The sequence below is a fragment of the Streptomyces longwoodensis genome (assembly GCF_001514125.1).
Taxonomy (GTDB): Bacteria; Actinomycetota; Actinomycetes; order Streptomycetales; family Streptomycetaceae; genus Streptomyces; species Streptomyces longwoodensis.
Genome location: NZ_KQ948556.1, coordinates 103,469 through 129,216, shown reverse-complemented (window position 1 = coordinate 129,216; position 25,748 = coordinate 103,469). Strand labels below are relative to the sequence as shown.

Here is a 25,748-nt window from a genome sequence, read left to right as displayed (position 1 = left end):
TGCCACTCTGAGGATCCCCCCACTTGTGCACTTGTGAAACGCGGAACAAGCGCCGGACACGGGACAAGGAGGGGCGGGCACATCCAGGCGGGACACACCAGGAGGTGGCTCGACATGCTCGTCCGTGACGCCATGAGCACCGTGGTCCTCACCATCGGCCCCCACCACACCCTGCGGCAGGCAGCGGCGCTGATGTCCGCCCGCCGGGTCGGCGCGGCCGTCGTGCACGATCCCGACGCCGGGGGGATCGGCATCCTCACCGAGCGCGACATCCTCAACTCGGTCGGCCTCGGCCAGGACCCCGACACCGAGCGCACCCAGGACCACACGACCACCGACGTGGTGTTCGCCGCCCCGGGCTGGACCCTGGAGGAGGCGGCCCGTTCCATGACGCACGGCGGCTTCCGCCACCTGGTCGTCCTCGACCGCGGTGACGTCACGGGCGTCGTCTCGGTCCGCGACATCATCCGCTGCTGGGCCCCCGACCGGCAGCAGGTGCCGGTCTGATCCGCGGCCCGGCCGCCGACCCGGCGGGGTCCGGACGCACGAGCGGGCCGGACCCCCCTCGACGAAGGGGTCCGGCCCGTCCCCGGCAAGCGGTCCAGTGCTGGTGATCAGCCGCGCAGGGCCTGGACCGCGGCCTCCAGCCGCTTGCCGAAGTCGTCGTCCGCCCGGCGGAAGTTCTCCACCGCCCGCTCGACGATGTCGTCGCGCGAGACGTCCGCGAGCGCGCCCGAGAGGTTGGCGACCAGGCGCTCCTTCTCGTCCTCGCGCATCAGCCGGTAGAGGTTGCCGGCCTGCACGAAGTCGTCGTCCTCGGCGTGGCGGGGCGTCGGGTGGGTGCCGGTGCCGCCGGCGACGGCGTCGAACGGCTGCCACAGCGCACGGCCCGTCTGGTACGGCCCGCCGAAGCTGTTCGGCTCGTAGTTCTTCTCGCCGCCGTGCCGGCCGTCGTAGAGCAGGCCGTCGCGGGAGTGGGTGCGCGCCTCGGTGGCCTGCGGGCGGTTCACCGGCAGGTGGTCGGCGTTGATGCCGACGCGGTAGCGGTGCGCGTCGCCGTAGGCGAACAGGCGGCCCTGGAGCATCTTGTCGGGCGAGGGGCCGATGCCCGGCACGAAGTGGGCCGGCGAGAAGATGCTCTGCTCGACCTCGGCGAAGACGTTGCGCGGATTGCGGTTGAGCTCCAGCCTGCCGATCTCGACGACCGGGTAGTCCGCGTGCGGCCACACCTTGGTCAGGTCGAACGGGTTGAAGCGGTACGTCGCCGCGTCCGCCGCCGGCATGATCTGCACGCCCACGGTCCAGCTCGGGAACTCGCCGCGCTCGATCGCCTCGCGCAGGTCGCGCTGGTGGGAGTCGGGATCCTTGCCCGCGAGGACGTCGGCCTCCTCGGCGGTGAGGTTCTTGATCCCCTGGTCGGTCTTGAAGTGGTACTTGACCCAGAAGACCTCGCCGTCGGCGTTGTTCCACTGGTAGGTGTGCGAGCCGAAGCCGTCCATGTGCCGGTACGAGGCCGGGATGCCGCGGTCGCCGAACAGCCAGGTCACCTGGTGCGTGGACTCCGGCGACAGGGACCAGAAGTCCCACACGTTGTCCGGCTCGGTCGAGCCCGTGTACGGGTCGCGCTTCTGGGTGTGGATGAAATCCGGGAACTTGATCGCGTCCCGGATGAAGAACACCGGGGTGTTGTTGCCGACGAGGTCGTAGTTGCCCTCCTCGGTGTAGAACTTCAGCGCGAAGCCCCGCGGGTCGCGCACGGCGTCCGCGGCGCCGAGGTTGCCGGCCACGGTCGAGAAGCGCAGGAAGACCTCGGTCTCCTTGCCCACCGCGGAGAGGAAGGCGGCGCGCGTGTACGGCGTGACGTCGGCAGTCACCGTGAAGGTGCCGTAGGCGCCGGCACCGCGGGCGTGCACCACGCGCTCCGGAATGCGCTCCCGGTTGAAGTGGGCCAGCTTCTCCAGCAGGAGCTGGTCCTGCAGGAGGACCGGGCCGCCGACGCCCGCGGTCTCGCTGTTCTGGTTGTCGGCCACCGGTGCACCGGCCTCCGTGGTGAGCGGTCCCTGCGTCACGTACGCCTCCTGCGTTCCTGTTCTTCGGCCAAAGCCAGCCTCGATCCTACATTGGACTCAGTCCAAGTCAAATGAACGTCCAAAGTCACACCTATTCGGAACCTGGTCCAGTTGCTGTTACGCTGGCCGGTATGAGCGACCTACTGGAACGGCTGCGCGGACGCGGATGGCGGATGACCGCGCAGAGGCGTGTCGTGGCCGAGGTCCTGGACGGCGAGCACGTCCACCTCACGGCCGACGAGGTCCATGCACGGGCCGTCGCCAAGCTGCCGGAGATCTCCCGGGCGACCGTGTACAACACGCTCGGCGAGCTGGTCACCCTCGGCGAGGTGCTCGAGGTCAGCACCGACCAGCGCGCCAAGCGGTACGACCCGAACGCCCACCGCCCCCACCACCACCTGGTGTGCGCGCGGTGCGGCGCGATCCGGGACGTGCACCCGTCGGGCAACCCGCTGGCCGACCTTCCCGACTCCGAGCGCTTCGGTTTCACGGTGTCGGACGTCGAGGTCACCTACCGCGGCGTCTGCCCCAACTGCGCGGCCGCGTAGGTCCGGAGGGCCGTAGACACACGCGAGGGCACCGCACTCCCCCTGACCGGGGAGTGCGGTGCCCTTGTGCGTGGGTGTCGTGTCCCGCGCCTCAGAACGCCGTCAGGGTGAGGGTGAAGCCCGTGGGCCTGGTGTCCTGGACGTAGGAGGCGAAGTCGGCCACGTCGTCGAAGGCGAAGCCGTAGGCCTTGCCGTCCACGGTGGCCGCGTGGACGGCCCGCGCGTAGTGGTTGGTGAGCGCGCCCCGGTAGAAGGCCGCCGGGTCGGTGGTCGGCTGCGCGGGATGGCTGATCAGGGTGGAACGGTTGAACGCCGCTCCCAGGACGGCGGCCACCGGGCCGGTCTTCCCGTCGTTGGGGGCGGCGAGGTTGCCGTCGCAGAAGAGGACGTCACGGGTGGACGGCCGCGCGAACGACACGGCCGCCGGGCCGTCGAACGTCAGGCGCTCGCCGCGCACGCGGCCGGTGAACGTCCCCGCGTTCGTGGTGACCGTGAGGTCCTTGCCGGTGTACGTGCTCCACACCTCGTCGATGTACGGGGCGAAGTAGTCCTTGGCGAACAGGCCCGCGTCCAGGCCGTGGCCCGGGGCGATGATCCGGGTGTCGTCCACGACCAGCGGGGCGAACTCCTCCACCTGCCGCAGCGCGGCGAAGGCCGCGGCGCGGCCGCCGTCGCGCACGGCGCCGGTCGTCTGGTCCTTCTCCCCGGTGAGCCGGATGCTCATCGGGACGCTGAACATGTCCACCATCGTGGTGTTGCAGAACATCCCGTCCGCGTTGTGGGTGAACTCCGCACAGTCGTGCAGGATCCCGTAGTTGGGGTCCGAGGCGACCCAGCCGGCCGGGTACTGCAGGGCGGCGTTGCCGTTGCCGTCGGTCACCGCCCTGAACTTCAGCTTCGCGCCCAGCGAGACGTAGATGCGGCCCGACATGTGGGGCAGGGACAGCGTGGTCGCGCCGCTGCCGGCGAGCGGTATCGCGTAGTCGGTGAAGCCGTCGGCACCGTTGTCCGCGAGCGCGATCGGGGCGAGGGTGCCGTCCGGGGTGAGCCGCACCTGCTTGCCGTCGGCGTTGCCGACCACGTACAGGTGCACCGAACCGTTGGCGAACGACCCGCTGTTGTTGACCACGGTGACGGGGAGCGCGCCGCCCGCCGCGGTCGTGGACCCGCCGCTCTGGCCCGCGAGGGCGTGCGGGGCGATGGCGGCGATCGCCGGGACGCCCACGGCGGCGCCCCCGAGGGCGAACAGCATCTTGCGGCGGGTCAGGCTGCGCTGGTGACGAGGTGCCATGAGGGGTGCTCCTTGGGGAGTGCGGCGGTGCGGGTGCCGCGGAGGAGGGTTCTGGGGGGTGAGGGGTGGGGGTGAGGGGTGGGGGTGGGGTGGGGCGGTGGGGTCAGACGAGGGACCACTTCTGGTTGGCGTTGCCGGAGCAGGTCCAGGTCTGCAGGCGGGTGCCGTCGGCGGCGGAGTTGCCCTTGGCGTCCAGGCACTTCCCGGCGCCGACGTTGGTCAGGTCGCGGGCCGCGGTGTACGTCCACTGCTGGGCCGGGGTGCCGTTGCAGGTGTAGAGCTGGACGACCGCGCCGTCGTCGTGCGAACCGCCCTGCACGTCCAGGCACTTGCCCAGGGCGCGTACGGTGCCGTCGCCGCCGAGGGTCCAGCGCTGGGCGTCGTTGCCGGTGCAGGGGTGCAGCTGGACGGGCGTGCCGTCGGCCGTGCCGGCGCCGGCCACGTCCACGCACATGTCGCCGATCCCCTTGAGGGCGCCGGCCCGGGTGGCGGTGCCGGAGCCGGAGCCCGCGCCGGTGCCGGAGTCGGAGGTGGTGACGTGGACGTAGTCGACGGTCATCGTCTGCGGGAAGGAGGTGCCGGAGTCCGGGCTGCCGGGCCAGTCACCGCCGACCGCGAAGTTCAGGATGAGGAAGAACGGGTGGTCGTAGACCCACTTGTTGCCGCCCACGTCGGCGGGGGTGCGGGTCTCGTAGGCCTTGCCGTCCACGGACCAGGTGATCGCCGAGGGGCTCCAGTCGACGGCGAAGACGTGGAAGTCGTCGGCGAACGAGGCGCCGTTCGGGAGGGTGTACCCGGCACCGATGCCGCCCGCGCCGGAGTAGCCGGGGCCGTGGATCGTGCCGTGGACGGTGCCGGGCTCCTTGCCGACGTTCTCCATGATGTCGATCTCGCCGCTGGTGGGCCATCCCGCGCTGCCGAGGTCGTCGCCGAGCATCCAGAACGCCGGCCACACGCCCTGGCCCCGCGGGACCTTGATCCGGGATTCGAAGTGGCCGTACTTCTGGGTGAAGGTCCTCGCCGTGTTCAACCGTGCCGAGGTGTACTGGCACGTGCCGTACCAGCACTTCAGGCCGGCGTCCGTGTTCTTGCGGGCGGTGATGACCAGGTGGCCGTTGCCGTCGAGGGCGGCGTTGCCGGTGCTGTTCGTGTAGTACTGCAGCTCGTGGTTGCCGTTGCCGCCGCCGCCCGTCTCCAGGGTCCACTTCGCGGCGCTGGGCGCGCTGCCCGCGCCGCCGTCGAAGTCGTCGGACCAGGTCGTGGTGGCGGGGGCGGCGCTCGCGCGGTTCGTCGCCGAGTCCGAGGTGTTGAAGAGGAGGGCGGCGGCGAGAGCGGCGAGCGTCAGCAGCGCCAGCCCTCCGAACGACCATCTGCGTGCGCGATGAGCGGCCATGGGGTGAACACACCTTGTCGTCGGGGAGGGTCTTCCTGGCCGACGCGCGCGTTCTGAGAGCGCTCTCACACTGCGCGGGCGGCGCCGTCGGCGAAGCCAGACGATACGCAGGAAGGTTGCCCCTGCCAACCGGAACGCGAATCCTCGTATGACCCTCTGACCTGCAGTTACCTCGGGTAGCAGAGACAAGCCGAAGCAGGCTTAATCCGCGTTTAAACCACTCTTAAGGAGAGCCGCAGCGAGCGGGAGGGCGGAGCCAGGCATACGACGAGGGCCGGAACCCTTTCGGATTCCGGCCCTCGTCGATCAGTAGCGGGGACAGGATTTGAACCTGCGACCTCTGGGTTATGAGCCCAGCGAGCTACCGAGCTGCTCCACCCCGCGTCGGTGAATGCAACGTTACGTCAAGGAGGAGGACGGAGGCAAATCAGTGTCCGAGGCGCCTCCGCTTCCCTCTGTCCCCGCCTGTCTCACGCCTGTCCCGCGCCTGCCTCGTGCCTGGCTCACGCCGTCAGCTCCTGGCGCAGGGCGTCCCGCAGCCGCGCCGCCCGCTCGGCCACCTCGGCCGGCCCCAGCGTCACCGCCCGGTCCGCCCACCGCTGCCCCTCGTCCAGCTCGCCCCGACGCGCGTAGACCAGGGCCAGCCGCAGCGCCGCCCGCCCGTGCCCCTCCTGTGCCGCCCGGGTCCACCAGACCACCGCCTCGGGCTCGCTGCCCTCCCGCACGAGCAGCAGCCCCAGGTTGAACGCGCCGTTGCGCGACCCCGCCTCGGCGGCCAGCCGGTACCACCGTGCCGCCTCGACGACGTCACCGCGGGCGGCGGCCAGCATGCCGACGCGCACCTGGGCCCGGCGGTGCCCCTGCGACGCGGCGCGCTCGTACCACTCCTCGCACTCGGTCTTCTCGTGCACCACCTCGCCGAGCTCGTGCGCCGACGGCCGGGGCCGCCGCGCGTCGAGCACGGTGGCGAGCCGGTACGCGGCCTCGGCGCTGCCCCCGCCCGCGGCGCACCGCAGGTGCAGCTCGGCGTCCTGCTCGTCCCCGTCCCGCAGGCGCGCGATCCCGACCTGGAGGGCCGCCTCGGTGTGCCCGGCGGCGGCGGCCCGCTCGTACCAGCGCAGCGCCGCCGCGTCCTCGCCCCGCCCGGCGTACAGGATCCCCAGGTTGAACGCGGCGTCCACGCTCCCGGCCTCGGCGGCCTTGGAGAACCACGGCTCGGCCCCGGTGGTGTCACCGCCCTGGAGCAGCAGGATCGCGAGCGCGTTCGCCGCCTCCCGGTGCCCGGCGTAGGCGGCGTGCCGGTACCACTGCTCGGCCTGCGTGGTCCGCCCCTGCTCGGCGCAGAGCAGCCCGAGGTTGTACGCGCCGTTGACGTCGCCGGCGTCCAGGGCGGCCCGGTACCAGCGCTCGGCGGTCTGCGGCTGCCCGCGCTCGGCGTGCAGCGCGCCCAGCGCGTTGGCCGCGTTGCCGTCACCGTCCTGGGCGGCGCGCAGCCACCAGACGGCGGCGTTCTCGGTGTCGCCGGCGTCGCGCAGCAGGAACCCGAGTGCGCAGGCGGCCCGCGCCTCGCCGTCCTTGGCGGAGGTCAGGTACCAGCGCCCGGCCTCCTTCAGCTCGCCCCGGCGCTCCAGGATCGCCCCGAGGTGCAGGGCGGCCCGGCGGTGGCCGCGCGCGGCGGCCTGCCGGTACCACTGCTCGGCCTCCTCGGCCGGCGGGACACCGAGGCCCGTCGCGGACCGCGGCCCGGCGCCGCGCACGGCGTCGCCTCCGGCGTCGGTGCGCCGGGCGGCCGTGGTCCTGTCGGCGGCGCCCGTGGCACCGGGCCCGGCGCCGGGCGTCCCGGGGGTCCGGCCCGCGCGGCCCGGCGCGGCGTCCTCGACCGCGCCCCGTTCGAGCGCGCCGCGCTCGGCCGCCCGGCGGTCCAGGGCGCGGGCGAGCCGGTAGGCGGCCTCGCGGTGCCCGCGCTCGGCCGCGACCCGCATCCACTGCTCGGCGCCGCGGTCGCCGCGGTGCTCCAGCAGGTCGGCGAGCGCGTACGCGCCGAGCACGTGTCCCTGCTCGGCGGACTGCCGCAGCCAGTACTCGGCGGCCGGCTCGTCGCCGCGCTCGCGGTGGTGCCGCCCGAGCGCGTGCGCGGCCGCCGCGGAACCGGCGACGGCGGCGATCCGCCACCACCCGGCGGCCTCGTCGGCGTAGCCGCGCTGGTGGAGCAGGACACCCAGGTTGTTGGCGGCGGCGCGGTCACCCGCCGCGGTGGCGGCACGCAGGTGGGGCTCGGCCCCGTCGAGGTCGGCGCGGCGCAGCAGCAGGGCGCCGAGGACGCTGGCCGCCTCGACGTCGCCCGCGTCGGCGGCGAGCCGGAGGCGCACCTCCTCAGCGGCTTCCCCCGTCTCGTCGACGTCCGGGACCGCTTCCGCCTCCTCACCGGAGGGCTGCACAAATCGCCCTGTCTCGAACAGAGTTGCCTTGTCCCCCATAACGTCCATCGTCGCACCACCTGCAACCCGGGTACACCTGGTATACCGCAGCCAGTGAGGTCACTTCAGCGTTTTGTCGACATGCCCACAGAGAGACAAGTCAAACACAGGTCACCCCAACTCACCGTGGCGGCGCGGCCGTACGCCCCCTCGGCACATGCGTTCGCACACGGCGAAGGCCCGGATCCCTGTGAGGATCCGGGCCTTCGTCATGCAGTAGCGGGGACAGGATTTGAACCTGCGACCTCTGGGTTATGAGCCCAGCGAGCTACCGAGCTGCTCCACCCCGCGCCGTGTTCCATCACCGTATCACGGCACGGAGGGGAGCCCGCCCGGCAGCTCAGCCGCCGGTCTCAGCCATCGGCACCGGCCCCGGCCGTCGGACCGGCACTGCCGGTCGGTGTGCTGCTCGGCCTGCTGCTCGGTGTGCTGCTCGGGCTGCTGCTCGCCTTGTCGCCCGAGCCGCCCGAACTCCCGGCGCCGCCGCTGCCCTTGCCGGCGGCCTGCGCGTCCTCGGCCCGCTGGAGTGCGTCCTGGAGGTCCTTCTGCGCCTTGCCGTACGCCTCCCAGTCACCCTTCTTCAGCGCGTCCTGACCCGCGTCGAAGGCCTTCTGGGCGTCCTGGAGCGCCTGTTGGACGGTTGCGTTGCCCGTCGACGGCGGCGGCTTGGTGCCGGAGTCCGGTGGCCGGGGCGTGGTGCTCTCGGCCCCGAAGACCTTGTCGAGCGCCTGGTCCAGCGTGTCCTCGAAGGCCGTGTTGCCGCCGTAGGTCACCAGGATCTTGCGCAGCAGCGGGTACTTGAGTCCGCCACCGCGCACGTAGACCGGCTCCACGTAGAGCAGTCCGCCGTCGAGCGGCACCGTCAGCAGGTTGCCGTACTCCACCTCCGAGTCGCCGCCCCGCAGGAGCCGGATCGACTCGGCGATGTTCTGCTCGGAGTTGAACTGGCTCTGCACCTGTTTCGGTCCGTCGACCGTCGTGCTCGTCGGCAGCTTCAGGATCCGGATCTTCCCGTAGTCCTGGGTGCCCGCCTCGGAGTCGACGGCCATGAACGCGCTGAGGTTGTCCCGGCCGTTGGGCGTGAACGTCGTCGTCAGCGAGAACGCCTGGGCCTGCTGGTCGGGCATCTTCATGCTCAGGTAGTACGGCGGCACCGCGTCGCCCGACTTGTTGGTCGGGTCGTCCGGCACCTGCCACACCTCGCTGCCGCTGAGGAACGTCTGCGCGTCCTTCACGTGGTAGCGGGAGAGCAGCTCGCGCTGCACCTTGAACAGGTCCTGCGGGTACCGCAGGTGGGCCATCAGCGACGGGGAGATGTCGGACTTCGACTCCACCGTGTGCGGGAAGGCCTTCATCCACGTCTTCAGGACGGGGTCCTGGGTGTCCCACTGGTAGAGCTTGACCTCACCGCTGTACGCGTCGACGGTCGCCTTCACCGAGTTGCGGATGTAATTGACTTGGTTCTGCTGGGCCACCACCGCGCGGTTGTCGTTGGCGGCGGTCAGCGAGTCGGCGGTGGTGTCGCCGAGGGTCGTGCGGGACGCGTACGGGTAGCCGTTGGTGGTCGTGTAGGCGTCGACGATCCACTGGATCCTGCCGTCCACGACCGCCGGGTAGGCGTCGCCGTCGATGGTCAGCCACGGGGCGACCGCCTCGACGCGGTCCTTCGGCGTGCGGTTGTACAGGATCCGCGACCCGTCGCCGATGGCGCCGGAGTACAGGATCTGCGGCTCGCCGAACGCGACCGCGTAGGCCGCCCGGTTGAGCGGGTTGGAGAGGTTGACGCCGCTCTTGCCCTGGTAGCTGGTGGTCTTCTCACCGTTGTCGTCGGAGTAGTCGATCTCCTTCTGGGGACCGCCGACGATCGAGTACGTGGTCGTCTTCTCGCCGTAGTAGACGCGCTGCTGGTACGAGCCCAGGTCGCCCTTGGACGGCAGGTCGGACTCGGTGAACAGCGGGCGCCCCTCGGCGTCGGCGGTCGTGCCCTTGGCGGCGACCACGCCGTAGCCGTGGGTGTAGCGGAAGTGGTTGTTGATCCAGTTCTGCTTGTCCACGCCCGCGAGGTTCAGCTCGCGCAGGCCGATCACCGTGTCCTGGTCGGTGCCGTTCTGGTTGTAGCGGTCGACGTCCAGGTTGGTCGGGAAGGCGTAGTACTTCCGCATCTGCTGGAGCTGCTGGAACGTCGGCGAGACGATGTTCGGGTCCAGGACGCGGATGCTGGCGGTCTTGGAGACGTCGTCGCGCAGCGTCGACTTGTCCTGGGTGGTGCTGGTGCCCGTGTACTCGCTGACCTGGGTGTCGTCGATGCCGTACGCCTCGCGGGTCGCCTTGAGGTTCTTCTGGACGTACGGCGCTTCCTTGGCCTGCTCGTTCGGCTGGACCTGGAACTTCTGCACGATCGCCGGGTAGAGCCCGCCGATGAGGATGGCCGACAGGACCATCAGGCCGAAGCCGATGACGGGCAGCTGCCAGGTGCGCCGCCACAGGGTGGCGAAGAACAGCAGGGCGCAGATGACGGCGATGCAGAACAGGATGGTCTTGGCCGGCAGGTAGGCGTTGGCGTCGACGTACCGCAGGCCCGTCCAGTTGTCGGTGGCCTTGAAGTCGCTGGACTTCACCGCGAGGCCGTACCGGTCGAGCCAGTAGGCGACCGCCTTCAGCGCGACGAAGACGCCCAGCAGCACCGACAGGTGGCCGGTGGCGGCCGCGGTGGCGCGGGCCCCGGGGCTGGTGACGCGCAGCCCGCCGTACAGGTAGTGGGTGAGCGCGGCGGCGATCAGCGACAGGATCGTGGCGGCGAAGCCGAAGCCGAGCAGGAACCGGTACCAGGGCAGGTCGAAGGCGTAGAAGGACACGTCGAGGTGGAACTGCGGGTCCTTCTGGTGGAAGGGCACGCCGTTGACCCACATCAGCCAGGTGCGCCACTGGCTCGACGCCGACGCGCCGGCGATCAGCCCGACCAGGGCGGTGATCGACAGCAGCAGCCACTTCTTGTAGGGCGCGATGCCCATGCGGTAGCGGTCGAGGCTCTGCTGCTCCATCGACATCGCGCTCAGCGGCGGCCGCAGCCGGTGGGCCAGCCAGATGTTGAACCCGACCGCGAGCGCCATCAGCAGGCCGAAGACGAAGAACAGCCCGATCTTGGTCGACAGGGTGGTGGTGAAGACCGAGGAGTACTTCACCGACCGGTACCAGAGCCAGTCGGTCCAGAACCCGGCGAACATGGTGAACGCCATGCCGAGCACGGCGAGGACGCCCAGTGTCATCAGCAGGGTCCGGACACGCCGGGACGGACGGCCCACTCTCATCCGCGGCCCTGTCGGGCCTCCGCCGCGGTCCGGCATCTGGAAAGCCAAGGTGCGCACCTCGAAGTTCGCTACTCGATCGGTCGGACCCGCGTGTTCGCCGGCCCCGTGCGGGCCCCGGTGATCGCGGCCCCACACCTATGCAACTTACTCACCGTTTACTCGGTTCCCGATCCGGGCCGGGAACGAGGCAGGATTGTGACCATGTCCAACACTCCCATGGCAGCGAGCCCCCTCACCCGGGCCGTACTCGAGATCGACGAGTACGCCTCCGGCCTCGGCTGGGACCAGCCCGCACGCCTCTTCGCCCTCGTCGACACCGCACAGCTGCGGACCCAGGAACCCGCGCTGGCCGCCCAGCTCGGTCTGGCGGACGGACCCGAGACCACTGGTCTGACCCCGATCGAGCAGGACGAGGTGCCAACGGACAAGCCGCTCGACGAGTTCCTGGCCACCATCGCCTGGCCCGGCGCGGTGACCGGCTGCGCCCTCACCATCGAACGCCTGATGCTCCCGCCGTCCGCCGAGACCCAGGTCCCCGAGGACCTCGACGAGGCGAAGCTGGCCCAGTGGGTCGCCCGGCACCCCGAGCGGCAGGAGGTCCGCATGACGGTCGCGGTGCTGCGCGACGGCTCCCGCGAGTCGGCGCTGCGCCTGCGCGAGAAGGACAGCCCCACCGAGGTGCTCACCGGCGCCGACCTGGTCCCGGGCCTCGCCCAGGCGCTCGCGGCGACGTTCGAGGACTGAGCCGGGGCACTCGGCGCCGGCGGTCGTTCCGCGTGCGCGGCGCGTCCCGTACGCGGTTCCCGCCGCCCGGGGTCATCCCCGTACGCGGCCGGGGGCGCCCTCGTCGACGAGGGCGCCCCCGGTGCCGTACCGCCGTCGGGCCGCTCAGCCCTTCGTGCACTTCGGCAGGGCGTCGGTGTCCCCGCTGCGGATGTCCTTCAGGGCGTCGAGGGCGTCGTCGATGGTGGACACCTTGACGAGCCGCAGCCCGCCCGGGGTGTCCTTGGCCGCGGCCGCGCAGTTGTCGGCGGGCGTGAGGAAGTACCGCGCGCCCTTGCTGCGCGCCCCCACCGTCTTCAGTTCGATGCCGCCGATGGGCCCGACCTTGCCCTCGTCGTCGATCGTGCCCGTGCCCGCGACGAACGCGCCGCCGGTGAGGCTGCCCGGGGTGAGCTTGTCGTAGATGCCGAGGGCGAACATCAGGCCGGCGCTGGGGCCGCCGACGTCGGCGAGCTTGATGTCGATGCTGAACGGGAACGTGTGGTCGGTGCCCGCGGAGATGCCGACGACGGCCCGCCGGGCACCGCTGTCGTCCGACTTCGCGGTGGTGATCGTGACCTTCTGCGTCGTGGTCGCCGTCCGGTTCGCCTTCTCGGCGGCGGCCTGCTCCTTGGCCGGGACGATCGTGAACACGACGTCCTGACCGGGCTCGTGCCGGGTGACGAGCTTGGCCACGTCACCGGGCTCCTTGACCGCGGTGCCGTCGACGGCCTTGATGACGTCCCCCGCGTGCAGCTTGCCCTCGGCCGGGGAGCCCTTCACCACGGTCGAGACGATCACCCAGGACCGCACGGGGATGTGCAGCGCCTCCAGGGCGGCGACCTTGGCGCTCTCCTGCGACTGGTTGAACTCCTCGGCGTTCTCCTGGGTCGACTGCTCCTCGGTCTTGCCGTCCGGGTAGAGCGTGTCGTGCGGCACGACCTTGTCGTCGTGGGCGAGCCAGCCGTAGACCGCCTCGACCAGGTTCATCCGGTAGTCCGCGCTGGTCACCCGCACGGTCGTCATGTTCAGGTGCCCGTCGGTCGGGTAGGTCTTGCGGCCGGCGATCTGCAGCACCGGCTCGCCGTCGTGCTCCGCGAGCGTGTTGACCGTCGGGCCCGGCGACATCTCCGCGTACGGCACGCGGATCAGGACACCCGCGCACAGGAGCGCGATCAGGACCAGGGTCGAGGCGAGCATCGTCGCGGTGCGGCGTGGCATGCCTCGACAGTACGGGACGCCTCTGTCAGCGCACCGTCAGGGCCGCCGAGCGGGGGTCGGGGCGTCAGGACCCGGAGTGCGTGGGGGTCCGGTCCTTCTCCATCGCGGCGCGGAAGCGCGCGTACCCGTCGAGCTCGGGCCCGTCGCTGCGGGCCCTGCGGGTGCGGTTGGCCCAACTGCCCCACAGCCCCGCGAAGATCGCCGCCACCAGCGGAATCAGCAACCAGGCGAGCGCCGCCATCCCGACCTCCCAGCCCCACGTGAGCGACCGCAACTGACTGATCAGCAGATTAACCATCCGCACGGACAACGCTCACGCCGGGGGTCGGGTTACGCAACCGGAGTGCCGCCGGGACCGCTCGGCTCCGGCCGCGGGCGGGACCCGGCGGTCCCGGCCGTCAGCAGGCGCCCACCCACTCCTCGGTGCCGTCGGAGAAGGTCTGGTGCTTCCAGATCGGCACCTCGTGCTTGAGGTCGTCGATCAGCTTGCGGCACGCCTCGAAGGCCTCCCCGCGGTGGGGGCACGACACGGCGACGACCACGGCAAGGTCACCCACCCCGAGGTCCCCCACCCGGTGCACGGCGGCGAGGGCCCGCACGGGAAAGTCGGCGACGACCTTCTCGGCGACCCGCCGCATCTCGGCCTCGGCGCTCGGGTGGCAGGAGTACCCGAGCCGGTCGACGTCGGCGCCCCCGTCGTGGTTGCGCACGGTCCCCACGAACAGGGCCGTGCCACCGGACGCGTCGTCCCCGACGGCGCGGAAGACCTCGTCGAGCGACAGCGGGGTGTCCCGCACCGCGATCAGCTTGATCGCGTCGGGCGCGCCCTGCTCACCGGGGTGATCACTGATAGGTGCCATGCCCCCATCGTGCCCCACAGCCGGAAGCGGTGGAATCGCGGAAAGCCCCCACACACGCGCGTGCGTGTTTGGAGCCTCCTACAGGCCCGCCGGCCGCAGGGGCCCGGAGAGCGCCCGAGAGCGCCTCCTACCTCCGTCGGGCCTTGCGGGCCCGGCGTACGACGGCCGCCGCGCCGAGCAGCGCCACCGTCGCGCCCGCGGCACCGGCCGCCGTCGCGTCCTTGCGCCCGAGCCGCCGGCCGGCGACCGTGTGCCGGCCGGTCACCTCCTCCAGGAGCTCGGCCAGCACCTCCTCGTTGGTCCACCGCGCCCGCCACCCGGCGTCGTGCAGCCGGCTGCCGCTGACCACCCACGGGTACATCGTGTAGGCGAGGTCGCCCGCCGGGGACGGCGTCAGCCCGATGCGGTGCAGCCGGGCCGCGGCGCCCAGGGCCACCGCGGACGGCAGCTCCATGCGCCGGATGCCGCTGAGCTCCTCGACCTCCTCCTGCTCCAGCCAGCCGTCGCACCCGACCGCCAGCTCCCCGTCCACCTTCTCCAGGACGGCGTACTCCAGGGCGCTGCACAGGTCCTCGACGTGGCAGAACTGCCAGACGGGCCGCGACCCGGCCACCACCAGCAGCCGTGGCGACTCGAAGTACCGGGTCAGCGCGGTGTCGGTGCCGCCCACCAGGATCGCGGGGCGGACGACGGTGACGTTGAGGCCGGGGTGCGCGCGCGGGGCGCGCCGGGCCAGCCGCTCGATCTCCAGCAGGTCCCCGACGCCGGTCGCCTCGGCCGTGGCGCGCAGCTCCGCGTCCTCCGACAGGGGGAGCTCGTTGTCGGGCAGCGCGCCGTACACCATCGCGGACGTGCAGAGCACGACCCGGTGCACGCCGGCCGCCGCGGCGGCGGTCAGCACGGTCTGCGTGCCGCGCACGTTGTACGCCGTCCGGGCGGCGGCGTCACTCCCCAGGTCGAGATCGAGCGCGAGGTGCACGACGACGTCGGCGCCCCGCAGCTTCTCCGCGATCGCCGGGTCGCGGACGTCGAGGATGTGCCATTCCGCCGCGTCGCACTCCCCGCGCCGCTCGTCGACGGCCACGACCTGCTTGATCTCCTCGGAGGCGGCGAGCCGCTCGGTGAGCAGCGCGCCCACCCCGGTCGCGGCACCGGTCACGGCGACGACGGGGCGTCGTCCGCCGGCGGGGGTTGTGTGGTTTCGCGCTGCGCGAACCTGCGGATCTGGGGAACTCACCAGGCGTCTCCAGCGGTTGTCATCCATACGAGCGCGAGTGACGCGTACGTACCAGGTGGCATCCATCCTGCCGCAGGCCGCGAGTCGGCGAAGCACCGAGGCCCTATCGGGTCCGGGGTGTCTACGCTGGGTGGTGTTGCAGGGCAGCCGCGCCGCCGGACGAGAACCGGTGGCCTTACCAGCCGAGGAATCCCGTGAGTGACACCCCATTCGGCTTCGGCCTTCCGCCGGAGGAGCCGGAAGACGGCGACGAGGGCAAGCAGAAGGACCCGCAGAGCGGTGGTGGTCAGGGCCCGGCCAACCCGTTCGGATTCGGGCTGCCCGGAGCGGGCGGCCCCGGCGGTGACAATCCGTTCGCGGCCATGTTCGGCTCGCTGAACCCCACCGACCTGGGCGCCGCCTTCCAGCAGCTCGGCCAGATGCTGTCCTACGAGGGCGGCCCGGTGAACTGGGACATGGCCAAGCAGATCGCCCGCCAGACCGTCGCCCAGGGCACGCCGGACGGCGTGAAGGACGCGAGCATCGGCCCCGCCGAGCGCAACGCGGTCCAGGAGGCCGTCCGCCTGGCCGACCTGTGGCTGGACGACGCGACGTCCCTGCCGTCCGGCGCGGCCTCCGCGGTCGCCTGGTCGCGCGCGGAGTGGGTCGAGGCGACCCTGCCGGCGTGGCAGGAGCTGGTCGACCCGGTCGCCGAGCGCGTGGGCACGGCGATGGGCGACGTCCTGCCGGAGGAGATGCAGGCCATGGCCGGCCCGCTGATCGGCGTGATGCGCTCGATGGGCGGCGCGATGTTCGGCTCGCAGATCGGGCAGGCCGTCGGCGTCCTCGCGGGCGAGGTCGTCGGCTCCACCGACGTCGGCCTGCCGCTCGGCCCGGCCGGCCGCGCCGCGCTGCTGCCGGCGAACATCGAGGCGTTCGGCAAGGACCTGGGCGTCCCGAAGGAGGAGGTGCGGCTGTACCTGGCGCTGCGCGAGGCGGCCCACCAGCGCCTGTTCGCGCACGTGCCGTGGCTTCGCTCGCACCTGTTCGGCGCGGTCGACGGGTACGCGCGCGGGATCAAGGTCGACACCGCCAAGCTGGAGGACGTGGTCGGCCAGTTCGACCCGCAGAACCCCGAGCAGCTGCAGGACGCGCTCCAGCAGGGCATGTTCCAGCCCGAGGACACGCCCGAGCAGAAGGCCGCGCTGGCCCGTCTGGAGACGGCCCTGGCCCTCGTCGAGGGCTGGGTGGACGCCGTCGTGCACGCGGCCGCCAAGCCGCGCCTGTCGTCCGCGGACGCGCTGCGCGAGACGCTGCGCCGCCGCCGTGCCTCGGGCGGCCCGGCCGAGCAGACCTTCGCCACGCTGATCGGCCTGGAGCTGCGCCCGCGCCGGCTGCGCGACGCCTCCCGCCTGTGGGCCTCGCTCACGGACGCGCGCGGGGTCGACGGCCGCGACGCCCTGTGGGCCCACCCGGACATGCTGCCGACGGCCGGCGACCTCGACGACCCGGACGGCTTCGTCCACCGCGAGCAGATGGACTTCTCCGAGCTGGACCGGATGCTCGGCGAGGCGGCGGGCAAGCCCGACCTGACGAAGGGCCCGGACAAGGGCGTGCAGCAGTCGGACGACTCCGGCGAGGACGCCCCGGGCAAGGGCGACGGCGGCAAGGGCGACGGCACCGAGTGAGCCTGTACGACGACGCGGTCCTGGTGCTGAAGCAGTACGAGGGCCACGGGGACCAGGACGAGCTGAGCCGGCTGTACCTCGACCACCTGGCCGCCCACCCGGACGGCATGTGGAAGGCCTGCCGGGACGGGCACGTCACGGCGAGCGCGCTGGTGATCGACCCGGAGCGCGGCCGGGTGCTGCTGACCCTGCACCGGAAGCTGCGGATGTGGCTGCAGATGGGCGGTCACTGCGAGCCGGTCGACGCCACCCTGGCCGAGGCCGCGCTGCGCGAGGGACGCGAGGAGTCGGGCATCTCCGGGCTGACGCTGCTGCCCGGCGGCCCGGTGCGCCTGGACCGCCATCTCACGCCCTGCGCCTGGCACCTGGACGTGCAGTACGCCGCGCTCGCCCCGGCCGGCGCCGTGGAGGCGATCAGTGACGAGTCCCTCGACCTGCGGTGGTTCCCCTACGCGGAGGTCGCGTCGGTCGCCGACGACTCAGTCGTACGGCTGGTGGAGGCGACGCGCGCGCGGCTGTGAACGGCCGCCGGGCCGCTACGTAAGGGGCGACCGCCAGGACGGTCGCCCCTTACGTGCTGGCGTGCCGACGTGCCGATCCGACGTCGGCCCGGGCTCAGCTCCAGACGTTGCCCTGGTTCTGTCCGCGCGCCCCGTGCTGGCCCATGCCGTACTGCGCGGCGAGGCCCTGGCCGATCTGGGCGTTCTGGGGCGGCAGCAGTTCGCTGGGCTGGACGAGCGCGAAGCCGTTGCCCATGAAGCTCAGCTCCCAGCCCTCACCGGTGGTGCCGCGCCGACGCCACACGCCCGAGGAGTGCGTCTGGGCCTGCATCTGCACGCGCAGCCCGGTGGACCAGGCCACGATCGCGTCCGCGTCGCAGTTGACGTACTTGTCCGGCGTGACCTGCATCAGGAGTGGGGCGCCGGAGGTCATCAGGGCGACCCTGCCGCGTCCGGTGATGTTCAGCTGGTACTTCCCGGAGCCGGAGATGCCGTACACGCTGTCGACGGCGATGACCTCGTGGTGCAGCGAGGAGTCCATGGCGAGGACGTAGCTGCTGTCCACCGTGAGGCCGTCCTGCTCCACCTCCATCACGTGGATGTGCTGGGCGAGGTTGGCGAAGTAGACCGTGCCCTGCCCGTGGCAGCGCATCAGGTCCAGCCCCTCGCCGGTGCGCGCGCGTGCGCGGCGCTGGTTGGTGTTCTGCCACTCGGCGTCGAACTCGACGAGGCCCTGGTAGGCGACCATCGTGCCCTTGCGGGCGAGGACGTCGTCGTGGCCCTCCAGGGTGACGCGGAGCATGTGCTTGTTCTGCAGGCTCCAGCGCTCCTGGGTCTGCTGGTCGTTGTACGCGAAAAGCGGGCTCTGCATGGTGTTCTGGCTCCCCCTCAGCCCCGGAACCGGAGGCGGTCGGTGCTGTCCTCGCTGGGCTGGACGACGACGATGCCCTGGCCGGAGAAGGCCATCTGGTAGGCCTCGCCGCTGCCCCGGCCGATGAGCGACTGCGCCTTGAAGCTGCGCTTGCCCTTCACCTTCAGGTTCGGCGACCAGGCGACCAGCGCGTCCGGGTCGACGTAGGTCTCGTCCTCGCCGCCGCCGCAGTCGACGACGATCGGCGTGCCCCGGGAGGTGAGGGCGACCCAGCCCTGCCCGGAGATCTTGGTGTTCCACAGGCCCTGCCCGGCGAACTTCGCGAGCCCCTTGACCCGCTCCACGCCCCAGGTGAGGTGCGCGTCGAAGGCGAGCAGGTTGGTCGCGTTGACGGAGATGCCGTCGCCGTTGAGGTTGATGACGACCACGTCCGCGCCGTAGTCGGCGAGGTAGAGCAGGCCGTCGCCGGAGCACTTCATCAGGGGGGCGCCCTCGCCGGTCATCCAGTCGCGCGCGATCTGCCGCACGGCCGGCGGGTTGGGCTCGTACTGGACGAAGCCCTCGTAGGCGACCATCGAGCCCACGCGCGCGAGGAGGTCGTTCCCCGTCTGCAGGGCGACCTTCAGCATGTGGTTGCCGTGGTTCTCCATGCGGGCGGTGACGGGTGCGGGGGCGAAGCCCGCGAGCTGCTGGTTCATGACGGGCTCCCTCAGACCTCGTACGGCTGGACGACGATGAAGTTGCCGGGGGCGCCCCGGAACTGGAGGTTGATGCTCTCGCCGGTGTCGCCCGGGTACGCGTTGCGGCGCATCCGCACCTGGCTGGAGACGATCACCTGCGCGGCGGACGACCAGGCGACGACGGCGTTGCAGTCGGCGAACGTGGTCGGCGTGACCGGGAGCACCACGGGCGTGCCGTGCGTCTTGACGACGATGGTGCCGGTGCCCTGGAACTGCATGGTGAACAGCGCGCCGCCGGGGATGCCGTGGCCCTCGATGCGGCGGACCTCGTACTGCAGGCTCTCGTCGAAGGCGAGGACGTTCTCGGCGGAGACGCAGATGCCGTCGCCCTGGAGCTCGATGGGGTGCAGCATCGTGGAGTCCTCGGCGAGGAACACCTGACCCTGGCCGGTGCAGCGCATCAGCTGCATCTCCTGGCCGGTGGCGTTGCCGACGATGCGGCCGGCGAACCCGGCGCCCTTGTAGCTGAAGTCGACCTTGCCCTGGTAGAGCACCATGCTGCCCTGCCGGGCCAGCACCGGCTCTCCGCCGACGCCGAGGTCGACGCGGATCAGCTTGCCGTTCTGCTGGGTCCAGCGCTGCCCGGTGGGCGTCTCCCGGAACTTCTGCAGCGCGGCGCCCACTCCGGCGCCGCCCGGGGGCGCGCCCTGCGGCACGCCGTAGGCCTGCTGGCCGGGGATCTGTCCGAGGGGCGGCTGCTGGCCGTAGCCGGGGGGCGGGCCGGGCTGGCCGTAGCCGGGCGGCATCGGGGGCTGCGGGGCCTGCGGGGCCGGGGGCTGGCCGTAGCCGGGCGGCATGGGCGCCGACGGGGCCGGGGGCTGCCCGTACTGCTGCTGGGGCGGCTGGCCGTAGGGCGCGGGAGCCGGGCCCGGCGGCGGGACCTGGACGCCACCGGGCGGCGTCATGGGGGCGATGAGGGTCGGCGCGCCGTGCACGGAGGGGTGGGGCGCGGGCGGCGGGGGCGGCGTGGTGCCCGGCGGGGGCGCGGGGGGCGCGAAGCCCTGCGCGGCGGGCTGCGGCTGGGGCGCGGGCGGGGCGGGTGCCGGGGCGGCCGGCGCGCCGAAGGCGGGCGGGGCGAAGCCGGGGGCTCCACCGGCCGCCGGCTGCTGCGGCTGTGGCTGCTGCGGCGCGGCAGGTGCCTCCTCCTCCAGGACCTCGCCGCCGAAGTTCTTCAGCAGCGCCTCCAGGCCGCCGTCGAAGCCCTGGCCGACGGCCGCGAACCGCCACACGTCCTTCAGGTAGAAGTCGCCGAGCATCACGGCGCGCTCGGTGGTGAACTCCGAGCCGTCGAAGGAGTACCGGGCCACCTCCTCGCCGCCCGCGACGATGCGCAGGTACCCGGGGCCGATCTGCGACATCTGTCCGGCGCCGTCGACGGTCGCGGTGAAGGACAGCTTCCGGATCTGCGGCGGGATCCGGTCGAGGGTGACCCGGAAGGACTCCGTGTCGCCGGCCTGCGCGCCCAGCAGCTGGACGGACTCCTCCGGGGACTTCGGCTGGTTGAAGAAGATGAAGTACCGGTCGTCCGAGAGCCGTTCGTCGGCGTCCAGTCCGAAGCAGCTGATGTCGAAGCTCAGGCCGGGGGCGGAGATCTGCACGCCTACGTACAGATCCGTGCCCGCGGTGAGGTCACTGATCCTGGCCTTGTGGCCGCGTTGGAATTCCCTGGGCATGCGTTACGACCGTCCCCCATCCCGAAGTGAGTGCGTCGCGCCAGGCTAACCGCAAACCCCGACATCGAACGGTGTCGGTACACACCCGGTACACAACGCGCGCGTGATCGCCCGCGCTCACTGTCCGCGCGTGCCCGGCAGGTGCGGCAGCCGCTCGGCGGCCACCACTCCCTCCAGGTAGCCGCGGGCCCGCTCGGTGCGCGGGTAGGCCTCCAGCAGTCGCCAGAAGTCGGGCCCGTGACCCGGTACCAGCAGGTGGGCGAGCTCGTGCAGCAGCACGTAGTCGATGACGTACTCGGGCATGCCCTTGAGCCGGTGCGACAGGCGGATGCTGCCCTCGGCCGGGGTGCACGAGCCCCAGCGGGTGTTCTGGTTGGTCACCCAGCGCACCGACCGCGGGCGGGCCCGGCCCTCGAAGTACTGCGCGGACAGCCGCTCCGCCCGCTCGGCGAGCTCGGTGTCCCCGGGCACGCGCCGGCTCTCCTGGGCGGCCAGCTTGTCGAGCATGACGCTGACCCAGCGCTGCTCCTCGGCCTTGGACATGCGGGCAGGGATGAGCACGACGGTGCGATCGCCCTCGCGGTACGCGGAGACCGTCCGCCGTCGGCGGCTGCTCCGGCGCACCTCGATCGCGCTCGCCCCCGAGCCGCTCGGCGGCTGGCTCGTCGTGCTGCGCTGTGGGGTTCCGGCGCGGTGCAGTGGGTCGGCGGGCACGCCCCGACGTTACCCGCTGCACCTGGGGGAAGTCCCGGCTCCGGGACGGTTCGGTGCGCAAGCCGCGCCCCCGGTGTGCGGCGTACGACGGATTAGTACGACGAATCGGGGCGCCTGTGGACAACTCGGCGCACCGCTCGGCGCATCCCGGCATGCTGGCACTCGTCGGCGGAGCGAGGACCTCCCACGCCCCGCTCCGCCGGCGTCCGGGGACGTTCGACGGCTACGGGGGCCTTTCATGCATCCGATGGTGAAACCCGCGCTACGGCGCGGCTGGCGTGATCTCAACACCGTGCAGTTCGGGATGACCCCGGCGCACGCGCTGACGCTCGGGCCGATGGACACGGCGACGGGCAGCTTCCTCGACCTGCTCGACGGTACCCGGGGGCTGCCGCTCCTGCGGGAGGAGGGCCGCCGGATGGACCTGCCGGACGGCCACGTCGACCTGCTGGTGCGACGGCTGACGCGGGCCGGACTGGTCGACGACGCCCGCGGGGGCGGTGCGGACGCGGACGCGCTGCGCGCCAGACCCGGGGCACTGGACCGCCTGCGCCCCGACCTGGCGGCGCTGTCGCTGGTGACGCCCGGGCCGGGCGAGGCGATGGGCCTGCTGGCCGCGCGCCGGGCGCTGCGGGTGCAGGTGCGCGGGGCCGGCCGGGTCGGCGCGGTGATCGCCTCGCTGCTGGCGGGAGCGGGCGTCGGCGAGGTCGACGTACGCGACGGCGGCCGGGTGGAGCCGGATGACGTGGCGCCCGGCGGCCTGCCGGCCGAGGCGATCGGCGAGCGCCGGGACGAGGCGGCCCGCCGCGCGGCACGCCGGTCCGCGCCCGACCGGCCGCCCCGCCGGACCCCGGGCCCGTCGGCCGACCCGGAGCCCGCCGGTTTCTCCCTGGTCGTCCTCGCCCCGCGCGACGACGTCGCCGTGCACGCCCCCGACCCGGCGGCCGCGCAGCCGCTGCTCGCGTCCGGCATCCCTCATCTGTATGCGGGGGTGGTGGAGGCCACGGGCGTCGTCGGGCCGCTGGTCCTTCCGGGGGAGACGGGCTGCGCCGGCTGTCTGCAGCAGGAGCGCGTCGACCGCGATCCGACCTGGCCCCGGCTGGTCGCCCAGTGGCGGTCGGGGCGCCGGCGCCCGGTGCGCGCCTGCGACCTGGCGCTGGCCACGACGGTCGCCGGTCTGGCCGCCGCGCACGCCCTGGCCTTCCTCGACGGCAGCGGCCAGTCGAGCGCCGGGGCCCGCTGGGAGGTCTCGGCACCGGCCTTCCAGTGGCATGCTCGACCGGTGTGGGCGCACCCGGCCTGCCCGTGCGGAGCGGCGGACCACCCTCCGGAAGGCCCCGCGGAGGAAGGTGAGGGAGAACACCCCGCGGAGGACGGGGGCGCACACGCGACAATGGGGGAGCAACGGCATTCGCAGGAGTTGGGCCGTACGGCACACACGGCGCGGCCGGCTGGGACCTGGAGGGCGCATGTCTGATCTTCCCCGCAAGGCGGTCACCCGGACCGCCAAGCTCGCCGCGCTCCCGCTCGGCTTCGCCGGCCGGGCGACCTGGGGGCTGGGCAAACGCATCGTCGGCGAGTCCGCGGAGATCGTCGGCCGCGAGCTGCAGCAGCGCACGGCCGAGCAGCTGTTCAAGGTGCTCGGTGAGCTGAAGGGCGGTGCGATGAAGTTCGGGCAGGCGCTGTCCGTCTTCGAGTCGGCGCTGCCCGAGGAGGTCGCCGGACCCTACCGGGCGGCCCTGACCAAGCTCCAGGAGGCGGCGCCGCCGATGCCGACGCGCACGGTGCACGCGGTGCTGGCGGAGCGGCTGGGCGAGGACTGGCCCCAGCTGTTCCTGGAGTTCGAGGACAAGCCGTCCGCCGCCGCGTCGATCGGCCAGGTGCACCGTGGCGTGTGGCACGACGGCCGGGAGGTCGCCGTCAAGGTCCAGTACCCGGGTGCGGGCGACGCCCTGCTGTCCGACCTCAACCAGCTCGGCCGGTTCGCGCGCCTGCTGGGTCCGCTCATCCCCGGCATGGACATCAAGCCGCTGATCGCCGAGCTGCGCGACCGCGTCTCCGAGGAGCTGGACTACGAGCTGGAGGCCGACGCCCAGCAGACCCACGCGGAGGAGTTCGCGGGTGACCCGGACGTGGTGGTCCCGGCCGTGGTGCACCAGTGCGACCAGGTCCTGGTCACCGAGTGGATCGACGGGGTGCCGCTGTCCGAGGTGATCGCCGACGGCACGCAGGAGCAGCGCGACCGCGCCGGTCAGCTCCTGGCCCGCTTCCTGTTCTCCGGCCCGGCCCGCACCGGCCTGCTGCACGCCGACCCGCACCCGGGCAACTTCCGGCTGCTGCCCGGCGGCCCGGAGGGCGAGGACGACTGGCGCCTCGGCGTGCTGGACTTCGGCACGGTCGACCGGCTCCCGGGCGGACTGCCGGCCCCGATCGGCGACTCGCTGCGGATGACCCTCGACGGCCACGCGGACGCCGTCTACGAGCTGCTGCGCACGGAGGGCTTCGTCAAGGAGTCCGTCGAGCTGGACCCGGACGCGGTCCTCGACTACCTGCTGCCGATCATCGAACCGGCGCAGGTGGAGGAGTTCACCTTCACCCGGGGCTGGATGCGCAGCCAGGCGGCCCGCATCGCCGACCCCCGCTCCCCCGCCTACCAGCTGGGCAAGCGGCTCAACCTGCCCCCGGCCTACCTGCTGATCCACCGCGTCACCCTCAGCACCATCGGCGTCCTGTGCCAGCTGGGCGCGACGGTCCGGCTGCGCGAGGAGCTGGAGGAGTGGCTGCCGGGCTTCGTCCCGCAGGAGGAACTGCTGGACGACGGGGAGGCCGTGGAGGACCGGGCGTACGCGGAGGGCACGGCGGACGCGGACGACAGGGACGACGAGGAGGACGGCGACTCGGTGGCGCAGGCGTGAACCTCCCCCGCGTGCCGGTGACTCCCGCGGCGGTCTGACGGCGGACGCGCCGCGGGGGCCGGTCCGTTCGGTCGGACCGGCCCCCGCGAGGAGAGCTTCGCCTCCCCGGGGTCGGGGAGGCCACCGCTTCAGGTGGGCTGGGTCACTGCATCACGGCCATGGCGAGCGCACGGCGGGCACGCATCGAGGCGCGCTCGGCCCGGCGCTGCATCCGGCGGGCGGTGGCCAGGCGTACGGCCCGGCGTTCCCGCTCGGCCTCGTTCAGTCGCTCGTGCATATGCGCACGAGCCAGGGCTTCTGGGATGAGTTGCATCTCTCGGGTCCTGTTCTGACGCGAGTCGATCGCGCCGGTGGTGGTGACGTCTTCGGTCGCGGAGCCGGCGGGCTCGCTGGTGGACGGCTTCATCGGGGCCTGCTTCTTGGGGTCGTGCGTGAGGGGACGGTCGATGGTTCCGGTGGTGTTCATGCCGTGACCGGGTTCTTGCGCGGGCGGCCACGCGGACGCTTCCGGGCGACGACGACCCCCTGGACGAACAGCTCGCCACCCCAGACGCCCCAGGGCTCACGCCGCTCCTTGGCACCGGCGAGGCAGGCCTCGATCAGCGGGCAGGTGCGGCAGAGGGACTTGGCGTACTCGACGTCCGCGGGCGACTCGGCGAAGAAGACCTCCGGGTCGTAGGAGCGGCACGGGACGGGCACGCCGAGGTTCTCGATGGCGTCGTCGAGCGCGGTGAGCGCGGTGAGCGGAGTGAGCGGGGTCAAGGTGGAGTCCTCCGTGAGGCCGGGCGGCGGGAGCGGTGCGGAAGGCGGTACGGACGGGGCGTGCGCTTCGAGTTGCACGGGTGGTCTTCCTCGTCTGGTCGGTCCGGCCCTGTGGGGCCGGGGGTCGGCTGGGTACCGGGTTCTTTTCTTGTCCCGAGGCCCCTTCGCTCTGCCGTCCCCGTTCGGGGAAAACAGAAGGGCCGCGGATCCCGGATGGGGTTCCGCGGCCCTGAAGGCGCCGGCCTGATCGGAGATCAGGCTGGATCACTCCAGGGTTCTGGCCCACGGAAGGCCCACATCAGGTGGTGCTGCGTCGTCTGCTTCCGGAATCCGGCACCGGTCGCCGTAAAGGCATAGGCCTGCGCCTGTGCCACTACTGCTGCTTCCAGTGCCTTGGTCGGTCGCTCGTCACGCTCACGGACGGGAAGGCCCGCGGGGGCGACGGAGGACGCCGGACGCTCGACACGAATGCCGGACAGACCGGTGCCCCGGTGGGAGGAGCCGAGCAGGCACAGGGAGACGACCGAGCGATCGGTCAGTTTGGCGCTGTTGATGGAACCGGCGTTGTTGATGCTGATCACTGGAATCGCCTCCTCTCGGCGTCTCAAGGGACCGGGCGGGAACCCGATCCGGCGGATACGCAAGTACAGCACGGAATCAGGGCCTTCGAGAAGGCCGCCGTTCCCGTGCCTAAGAACCTATGGGGATCGCTGGGGCATGCGCAAACTATTTTTTCGAAG

23 protein-coding genes and 2 tRNA genes are annotated in these 25,748 nt (G+C 72.2%); 7 read left to right on the top strand and 18 right to left on the bottom strand.

Annotated elements, in window-relative coordinates; translation table 11 throughout:
- Positions 1-114 precede the first annotated feature (114 nt).
- Positions 115-507: a CBS domain-containing protein gene (locus AQJ30_RS22125; RefSeq protein WP_067236838.1), complete on the top strand. Its 393-nt coding sequence runs from the start codon at positions 115-117 to the stop codon at positions 505-507.
- 107 nt (positions 508-614) lie between these two features.
- On the opposite strand, the gene AQJ30_RS22120 is transcribed toward AQJ30_RS22125, so the two are convergent.
- On the bottom strand, positions 615-2,069 hold the full coding sequence (locus tag AQJ30_RS22120) for a catalase (protein WP_067236836.1): 1,455 nt from the start codon (positions 2,067-2,069) through the stop codon (positions 615-617).
- 131 nt (positions 2,070-2,200) lie between these two features.
- Between AQJ30_RS22120 and AQJ30_RS22115 the strand changes: the two genes are divergently transcribed.
- Complete coding sequence (locus AQJ30_RS22115) at positions 2,201-2,617, top strand: Fur family transcriptional regulator (protein ID WP_067236834.1); 417 nt, start codon at positions 2,201-2,203, stop codon at positions 2,615-2,617.
- Positions 2,618-2,708: 91 nt separating this feature from the next.
- Here AQJ30_RS22115 and AQJ30_RS22110 read toward each other — a convergent pair whose 3' ends face one another.
- From AQJ30_RS22110 to AQJ30_RS22085, 6 genes are all read right to left on the bottom strand, one after another.
- Positions 2,709-3,908: a glycoside hydrolase family 64 protein gene (locus tag AQJ30_RS22110; RefSeq protein ID WP_067236832.1), complete on the bottom strand. Its 1,200-nt coding sequence runs from the start codon at positions 3,906-3,908 to the stop codon at positions 2,709-2,711.
- A 103-nt stretch (positions 3,909-4,011) separates the two neighbouring features.
- A complete protein-coding gene (locus AQJ30_RS22105) occupies positions 4,012-5,301 on the bottom strand; it encodes a glycoside hydrolase family 16 protein (protein WP_067236829.1) in 1,290 nt (429 codons plus the stop codon).
- 310 nt (positions 5,302-5,611) lie between these two features.
- A tRNA-Met gene (locus AQJ30_RS22100) sits at positions 5,612-5,685 on the bottom strand.
- A 119-nt stretch (positions 5,686-5,804) separates the two neighbouring features.
- Positions 5,805-7,787: a tetratricopeptide repeat protein gene (locus AQJ30_RS22095; protein ID WP_079084191.1), complete on the bottom strand. Its 1,983-nt coding sequence runs from the start codon at positions 7,785-7,787 to the stop codon at positions 5,805-5,807.
- 208 nt (positions 7,788-7,995) lie between these two features.
- Positions 7,996-8,069, bottom strand: a tRNA-Met gene (locus tag AQJ30_RS22090).
- A 62-nt stretch (positions 8,070-8,131) separates the two neighbouring features.
- Complete coding sequence (locus AQJ30_RS22085) at positions 8,132-11,122, bottom strand: UPF0182 family membrane protein (protein ID WP_067236824.1); 2,991 nt, start codon at positions 11,120-11,122, stop codon at positions 8,132-8,134.
- 165 nt (positions 11,123-11,287) lie between these two features.
- Between AQJ30_RS22085 and AQJ30_RS22080 the strand changes: the two genes are divergently transcribed.
- A complete protein-coding gene (locus AQJ30_RS22080) occupies positions 11,288-11,830 on the top strand; it encodes a PPA1309 family protein (RefSeq protein WP_067237305.1) in 543 nt (180 codons plus the stop codon).
- 144 nt (positions 11,831-11,974) lie between these two features.
- Here AQJ30_RS22080 and AQJ30_RS22075 read toward each other — a convergent pair whose 3' ends face one another.
- The 4 genes from AQJ30_RS22075 to AQJ30_RS22060 all read right to left on the bottom strand — a co-directional run bounded on the left by AQJ30_RS22075 (position 11,975) and on the right by AQJ30_RS22060 (position 15,166).
- On the bottom strand, positions 11,975-13,069 hold the full coding sequence (locus AQJ30_RS22075) for a YlbL family protein (RefSeq protein ID WP_067236821.1): 1,095 nt from the start codon (positions 13,067-13,069) through the stop codon (positions 11,975-11,977).
- Positions 13,070-13,133: 64 nt separating this feature from the next.
- Positions 13,134-13,373 (bottom strand): hypothetical protein, encoded by a 240-nt coding sequence (locus tag AQJ30_RS22070; protein ID WP_159052349.1) that lies wholly within the window; start codon positions 13,371-13,373, stop codon positions 13,134-13,136.
- 94 nt (positions 13,374-13,467) lie between these two features.
- Complete coding sequence (locus tag AQJ30_RS22065; RefSeq protein ID WP_067236817.1) at positions 13,468-13,929, bottom strand: molybdenum cofactor biosynthesis protein MoaE; 462 nt, start codon at positions 13,927-13,929, stop codon at positions 13,468-13,470.
- Positions 13,930-14,056: 127 nt separating this feature from the next.
- On the bottom strand, positions 14,057-15,166 hold the full coding sequence (locus AQJ30_RS22060) for an SDR family oxidoreductase (protein ID WP_067236815.1): 1,110 nt from the start codon (positions 15,164-15,166) through the stop codon (positions 14,057-14,059).
- Between the two features lie 194 nt (positions 15,167-15,360).
- Here AQJ30_RS22060 and AQJ30_RS22055 point away from each other — a divergent pair, with 194 nt between their 5' ends.
- Positions 15,361-16,833, top strand: coding sequence for a zinc-dependent metalloprotease (locus tag AQJ30_RS22055; protein ID WP_067236812.1), 1,473 nt, complete (start codon positions 15,361-15,363; stop codon positions 16,831-16,833).
- Positions 16,830-17,354, top strand: a complete 525-nt coding sequence (locus AQJ30_RS22050; RefSeq protein WP_067236809.1) for an NUDIX hydrolase — start codon at positions 16,830-16,832, stop codon at positions 17,352-17,354. Before AQJ30_RS22055 ends, AQJ30_RS22050 begins: the two co-directional genes overlap by 4 nt.
- A 94-nt stretch (positions 17,355-17,448) precedes the next feature.
- On the opposite strand, the gene AQJ30_RS22045 is transcribed toward AQJ30_RS22050, so the two are convergent.
- The 4 genes from AQJ30_RS22045 to AQJ30_RS22030 form a co-directional block, all read right to left on the bottom strand.
- Positions 17,449-18,204: an AIM24 family protein gene (locus AQJ30_RS22045; RefSeq protein ID WP_067236808.1), complete on the bottom strand. Its 756-nt coding sequence runs from the start codon at positions 18,202-18,204 to the stop codon at positions 17,449-17,451.
- 17 nt (positions 18,205-18,221) lie between these two features.
- The gene (locus tag AQJ30_RS22040; protein ID WP_067236805.1) at positions 18,222-18,902 is read right to left on the bottom strand and encodes an AIM24 family protein; all 681 of its coding nucleotides are present in this window, start codon (positions 18,900-18,902) and stop codon (positions 18,222-18,224) included.
- Between the two features lie 11 nt (positions 18,903-18,913).
- Positions 18,914-20,617 (bottom strand): TerD family protein, encoded by a 1,704-nt coding sequence (locus AQJ30_RS22035; RefSeq protein ID WP_067236802.1) that lies wholly within the window; start codon positions 20,615-20,617, stop codon positions 18,914-18,916.
- Between the two features lie 117 nt (positions 20,618-20,734).
- Positions 20,735-21,331 (bottom strand): M48 metallopeptidase family protein, encoded by a 597-nt coding sequence (locus tag AQJ30_RS22030; RefSeq protein WP_067236800.1) that lies wholly within the window; start codon positions 21,329-21,331, stop codon positions 20,735-20,737.
- Positions 21,332-21,569: 238 nt separating this feature from the next.
- Between AQJ30_RS22030 and AQJ30_RS22025 the strand changes: the two genes are divergently transcribed.
- Positions 21,570-22,808 (top strand): TOMM precursor leader peptide-binding protein, encoded by a 1,239-nt coding sequence (locus tag AQJ30_RS22025; RefSeq protein ID WP_067236798.1) that lies wholly within the window; start codon positions 21,570-21,572, stop codon positions 22,806-22,808.
- The gene (locus AQJ30_RS22020) at positions 22,801-24,246 is read left to right on the top strand and encodes an ABC1 kinase family protein (protein WP_079084190.1); all 1,446 of its coding nucleotides are present in this window, start codon (positions 22,801-22,803) and stop codon (positions 24,244-24,246) included. Before AQJ30_RS22025 ends, AQJ30_RS22020 begins: the two co-directional genes overlap by 8 nt.
- 142 nt (positions 24,247-24,388) lie before the next feature.
- Here the strand turns inward: AQJ30_RS22020 and AQJ30_RS22015 are convergent, their stop codons facing one another.
- The 3 genes from AQJ30_RS22015 to AQJ30_RS37085 all read right to left on the bottom strand — a co-directional run bounded on the left by AQJ30_RS22015 (position 24,389) and on the right by AQJ30_RS37085 (position 25,589).
- A complete protein-coding gene (locus AQJ30_RS22015) occupies positions 24,389-24,712 on the bottom strand; it encodes a hypothetical protein (RefSeq protein ID WP_067236796.1) in 324 nt (107 codons plus the stop codon).
- Positions 24,709-25,086 carry a WhiB family transcriptional regulator gene (locus tag AQJ30_RS22010; RefSeq protein WP_067236795.1) on the bottom strand — a complete coding sequence of 126 codons (378 nt, stop codon included), beginning with the start codon at positions 25,084-25,086 and terminating at the stop codon, positions 24,709-24,711. The genes AQJ30_RS22015 and AQJ30_RS22010 overlap by 4 nt, the downstream gene beginning before the upstream one ends.
- Before the next feature lie 176 nt (positions 25,087-25,262).
- On the bottom strand, positions 25,263-25,589 hold the full coding sequence (locus tag AQJ30_RS37085) for a hypothetical protein (protein ID WP_079084189.1): 327 nt from the start codon (positions 25,587-25,589) through the stop codon (positions 25,263-25,265).
- Positions 25,590-25,748 lie beyond the last annotated feature (159 nt).

Coding starts and splice junctions, on each gene's coding strand:
- AQJ30_RS22015 (WP_067236796.1), bottom strand. CDS start 24,712: ATGAACACCACCGGAACCATCGACCGTCCCCTCACGCACGACCCCAAG.
- AQJ30_RS22115 (WP_067236834.1), top strand. CDS start 2,201: ATGAGCGACCTACTGGAACGGCTGCGCGGACGCGGATGGCGGATGACC.
- AQJ30_RS22045 (WP_067236808.1), bottom strand. CDS start 18,204: ATGCAGAGCCCGCTTTTCGCGTACAACGACCAGCAGACCCAGGAGCGC.
- AQJ30_RS22125 (WP_067236838.1), top strand. CDS start 115: ATGCTCGTCCGTGACGCCATGAGCACCGTGGTCCTCACCATCGGCCCC.
- AQJ30_RS22040 (WP_067236805.1), bottom strand. CDS start 18,902: ATGAACCAGCAGCTCGCGGGCTTCGCCCCCGCACCCGTCACCGCCCGC.
- AQJ30_RS22065 (WP_067236817.1), bottom strand. CDS start 13,929: ATGGCACCTATCAGTGATCACCCCGGTGAGCAGGGCGCGCCCGACGCG.
- AQJ30_RS22095 (WP_079084191.1), bottom strand. CDS start 7,787: ATGGACGTTATGGGGGACAAGGCAACTCTGTTCGAGACAGGGCGATTT.
- AQJ30_RS22020 (WP_079084190.1), top strand. CDS start 22,801: ATGTCTGATCTTCCCCGCAAGGCGGTCACCCGGACCGCCAAGCTCGCC.
- AQJ30_RS22025 (WP_067236798.1), top strand. CDS start 21,570: ATGCATCCGATGGTGAAACCCGCGCTACGGCGCGGCTGGCGTGATCTC.
- AQJ30_RS22110 (WP_067236832.1), bottom strand. CDS start 3,908: ATGGCACCTCGTCACCAGCGCAGCCTGACCCGCCGCAAGATGCTGTTC.
- AQJ30_RS22105 (WP_067236829.1), bottom strand. CDS start 5,301: ATGGCCGCTCATCGCGCACGCAGATGGTCGTTCGGAGGGCTGGCGCTG.
- AQJ30_RS22085 (WP_067236824.1), bottom strand. CDS start 11,122: ATGCCGGACCGCGGCGGAGGCCCGACAGGGCCGCGGATGAGAGTGGGC.
- AQJ30_RS22080 (WP_067237305.1), top strand. CDS start 11,288: ATGTCCAACACTCCCATGGCAGCGAGCCCCCTCACCCGGGCCGTACTC.
- AQJ30_RS22075 (WP_067236821.1), bottom strand. CDS start 13,069: ATGCCACGCCGCACCGCGACGATGCTCGCCTCGACCCTGGTCCTGATC.
- AQJ30_RS22035 (WP_067236802.1), bottom strand. CDS start 20,617: ATGCCCAGGGAATTCCAACGCGGCCACAAGGCCAGGATCAGTGACCTC.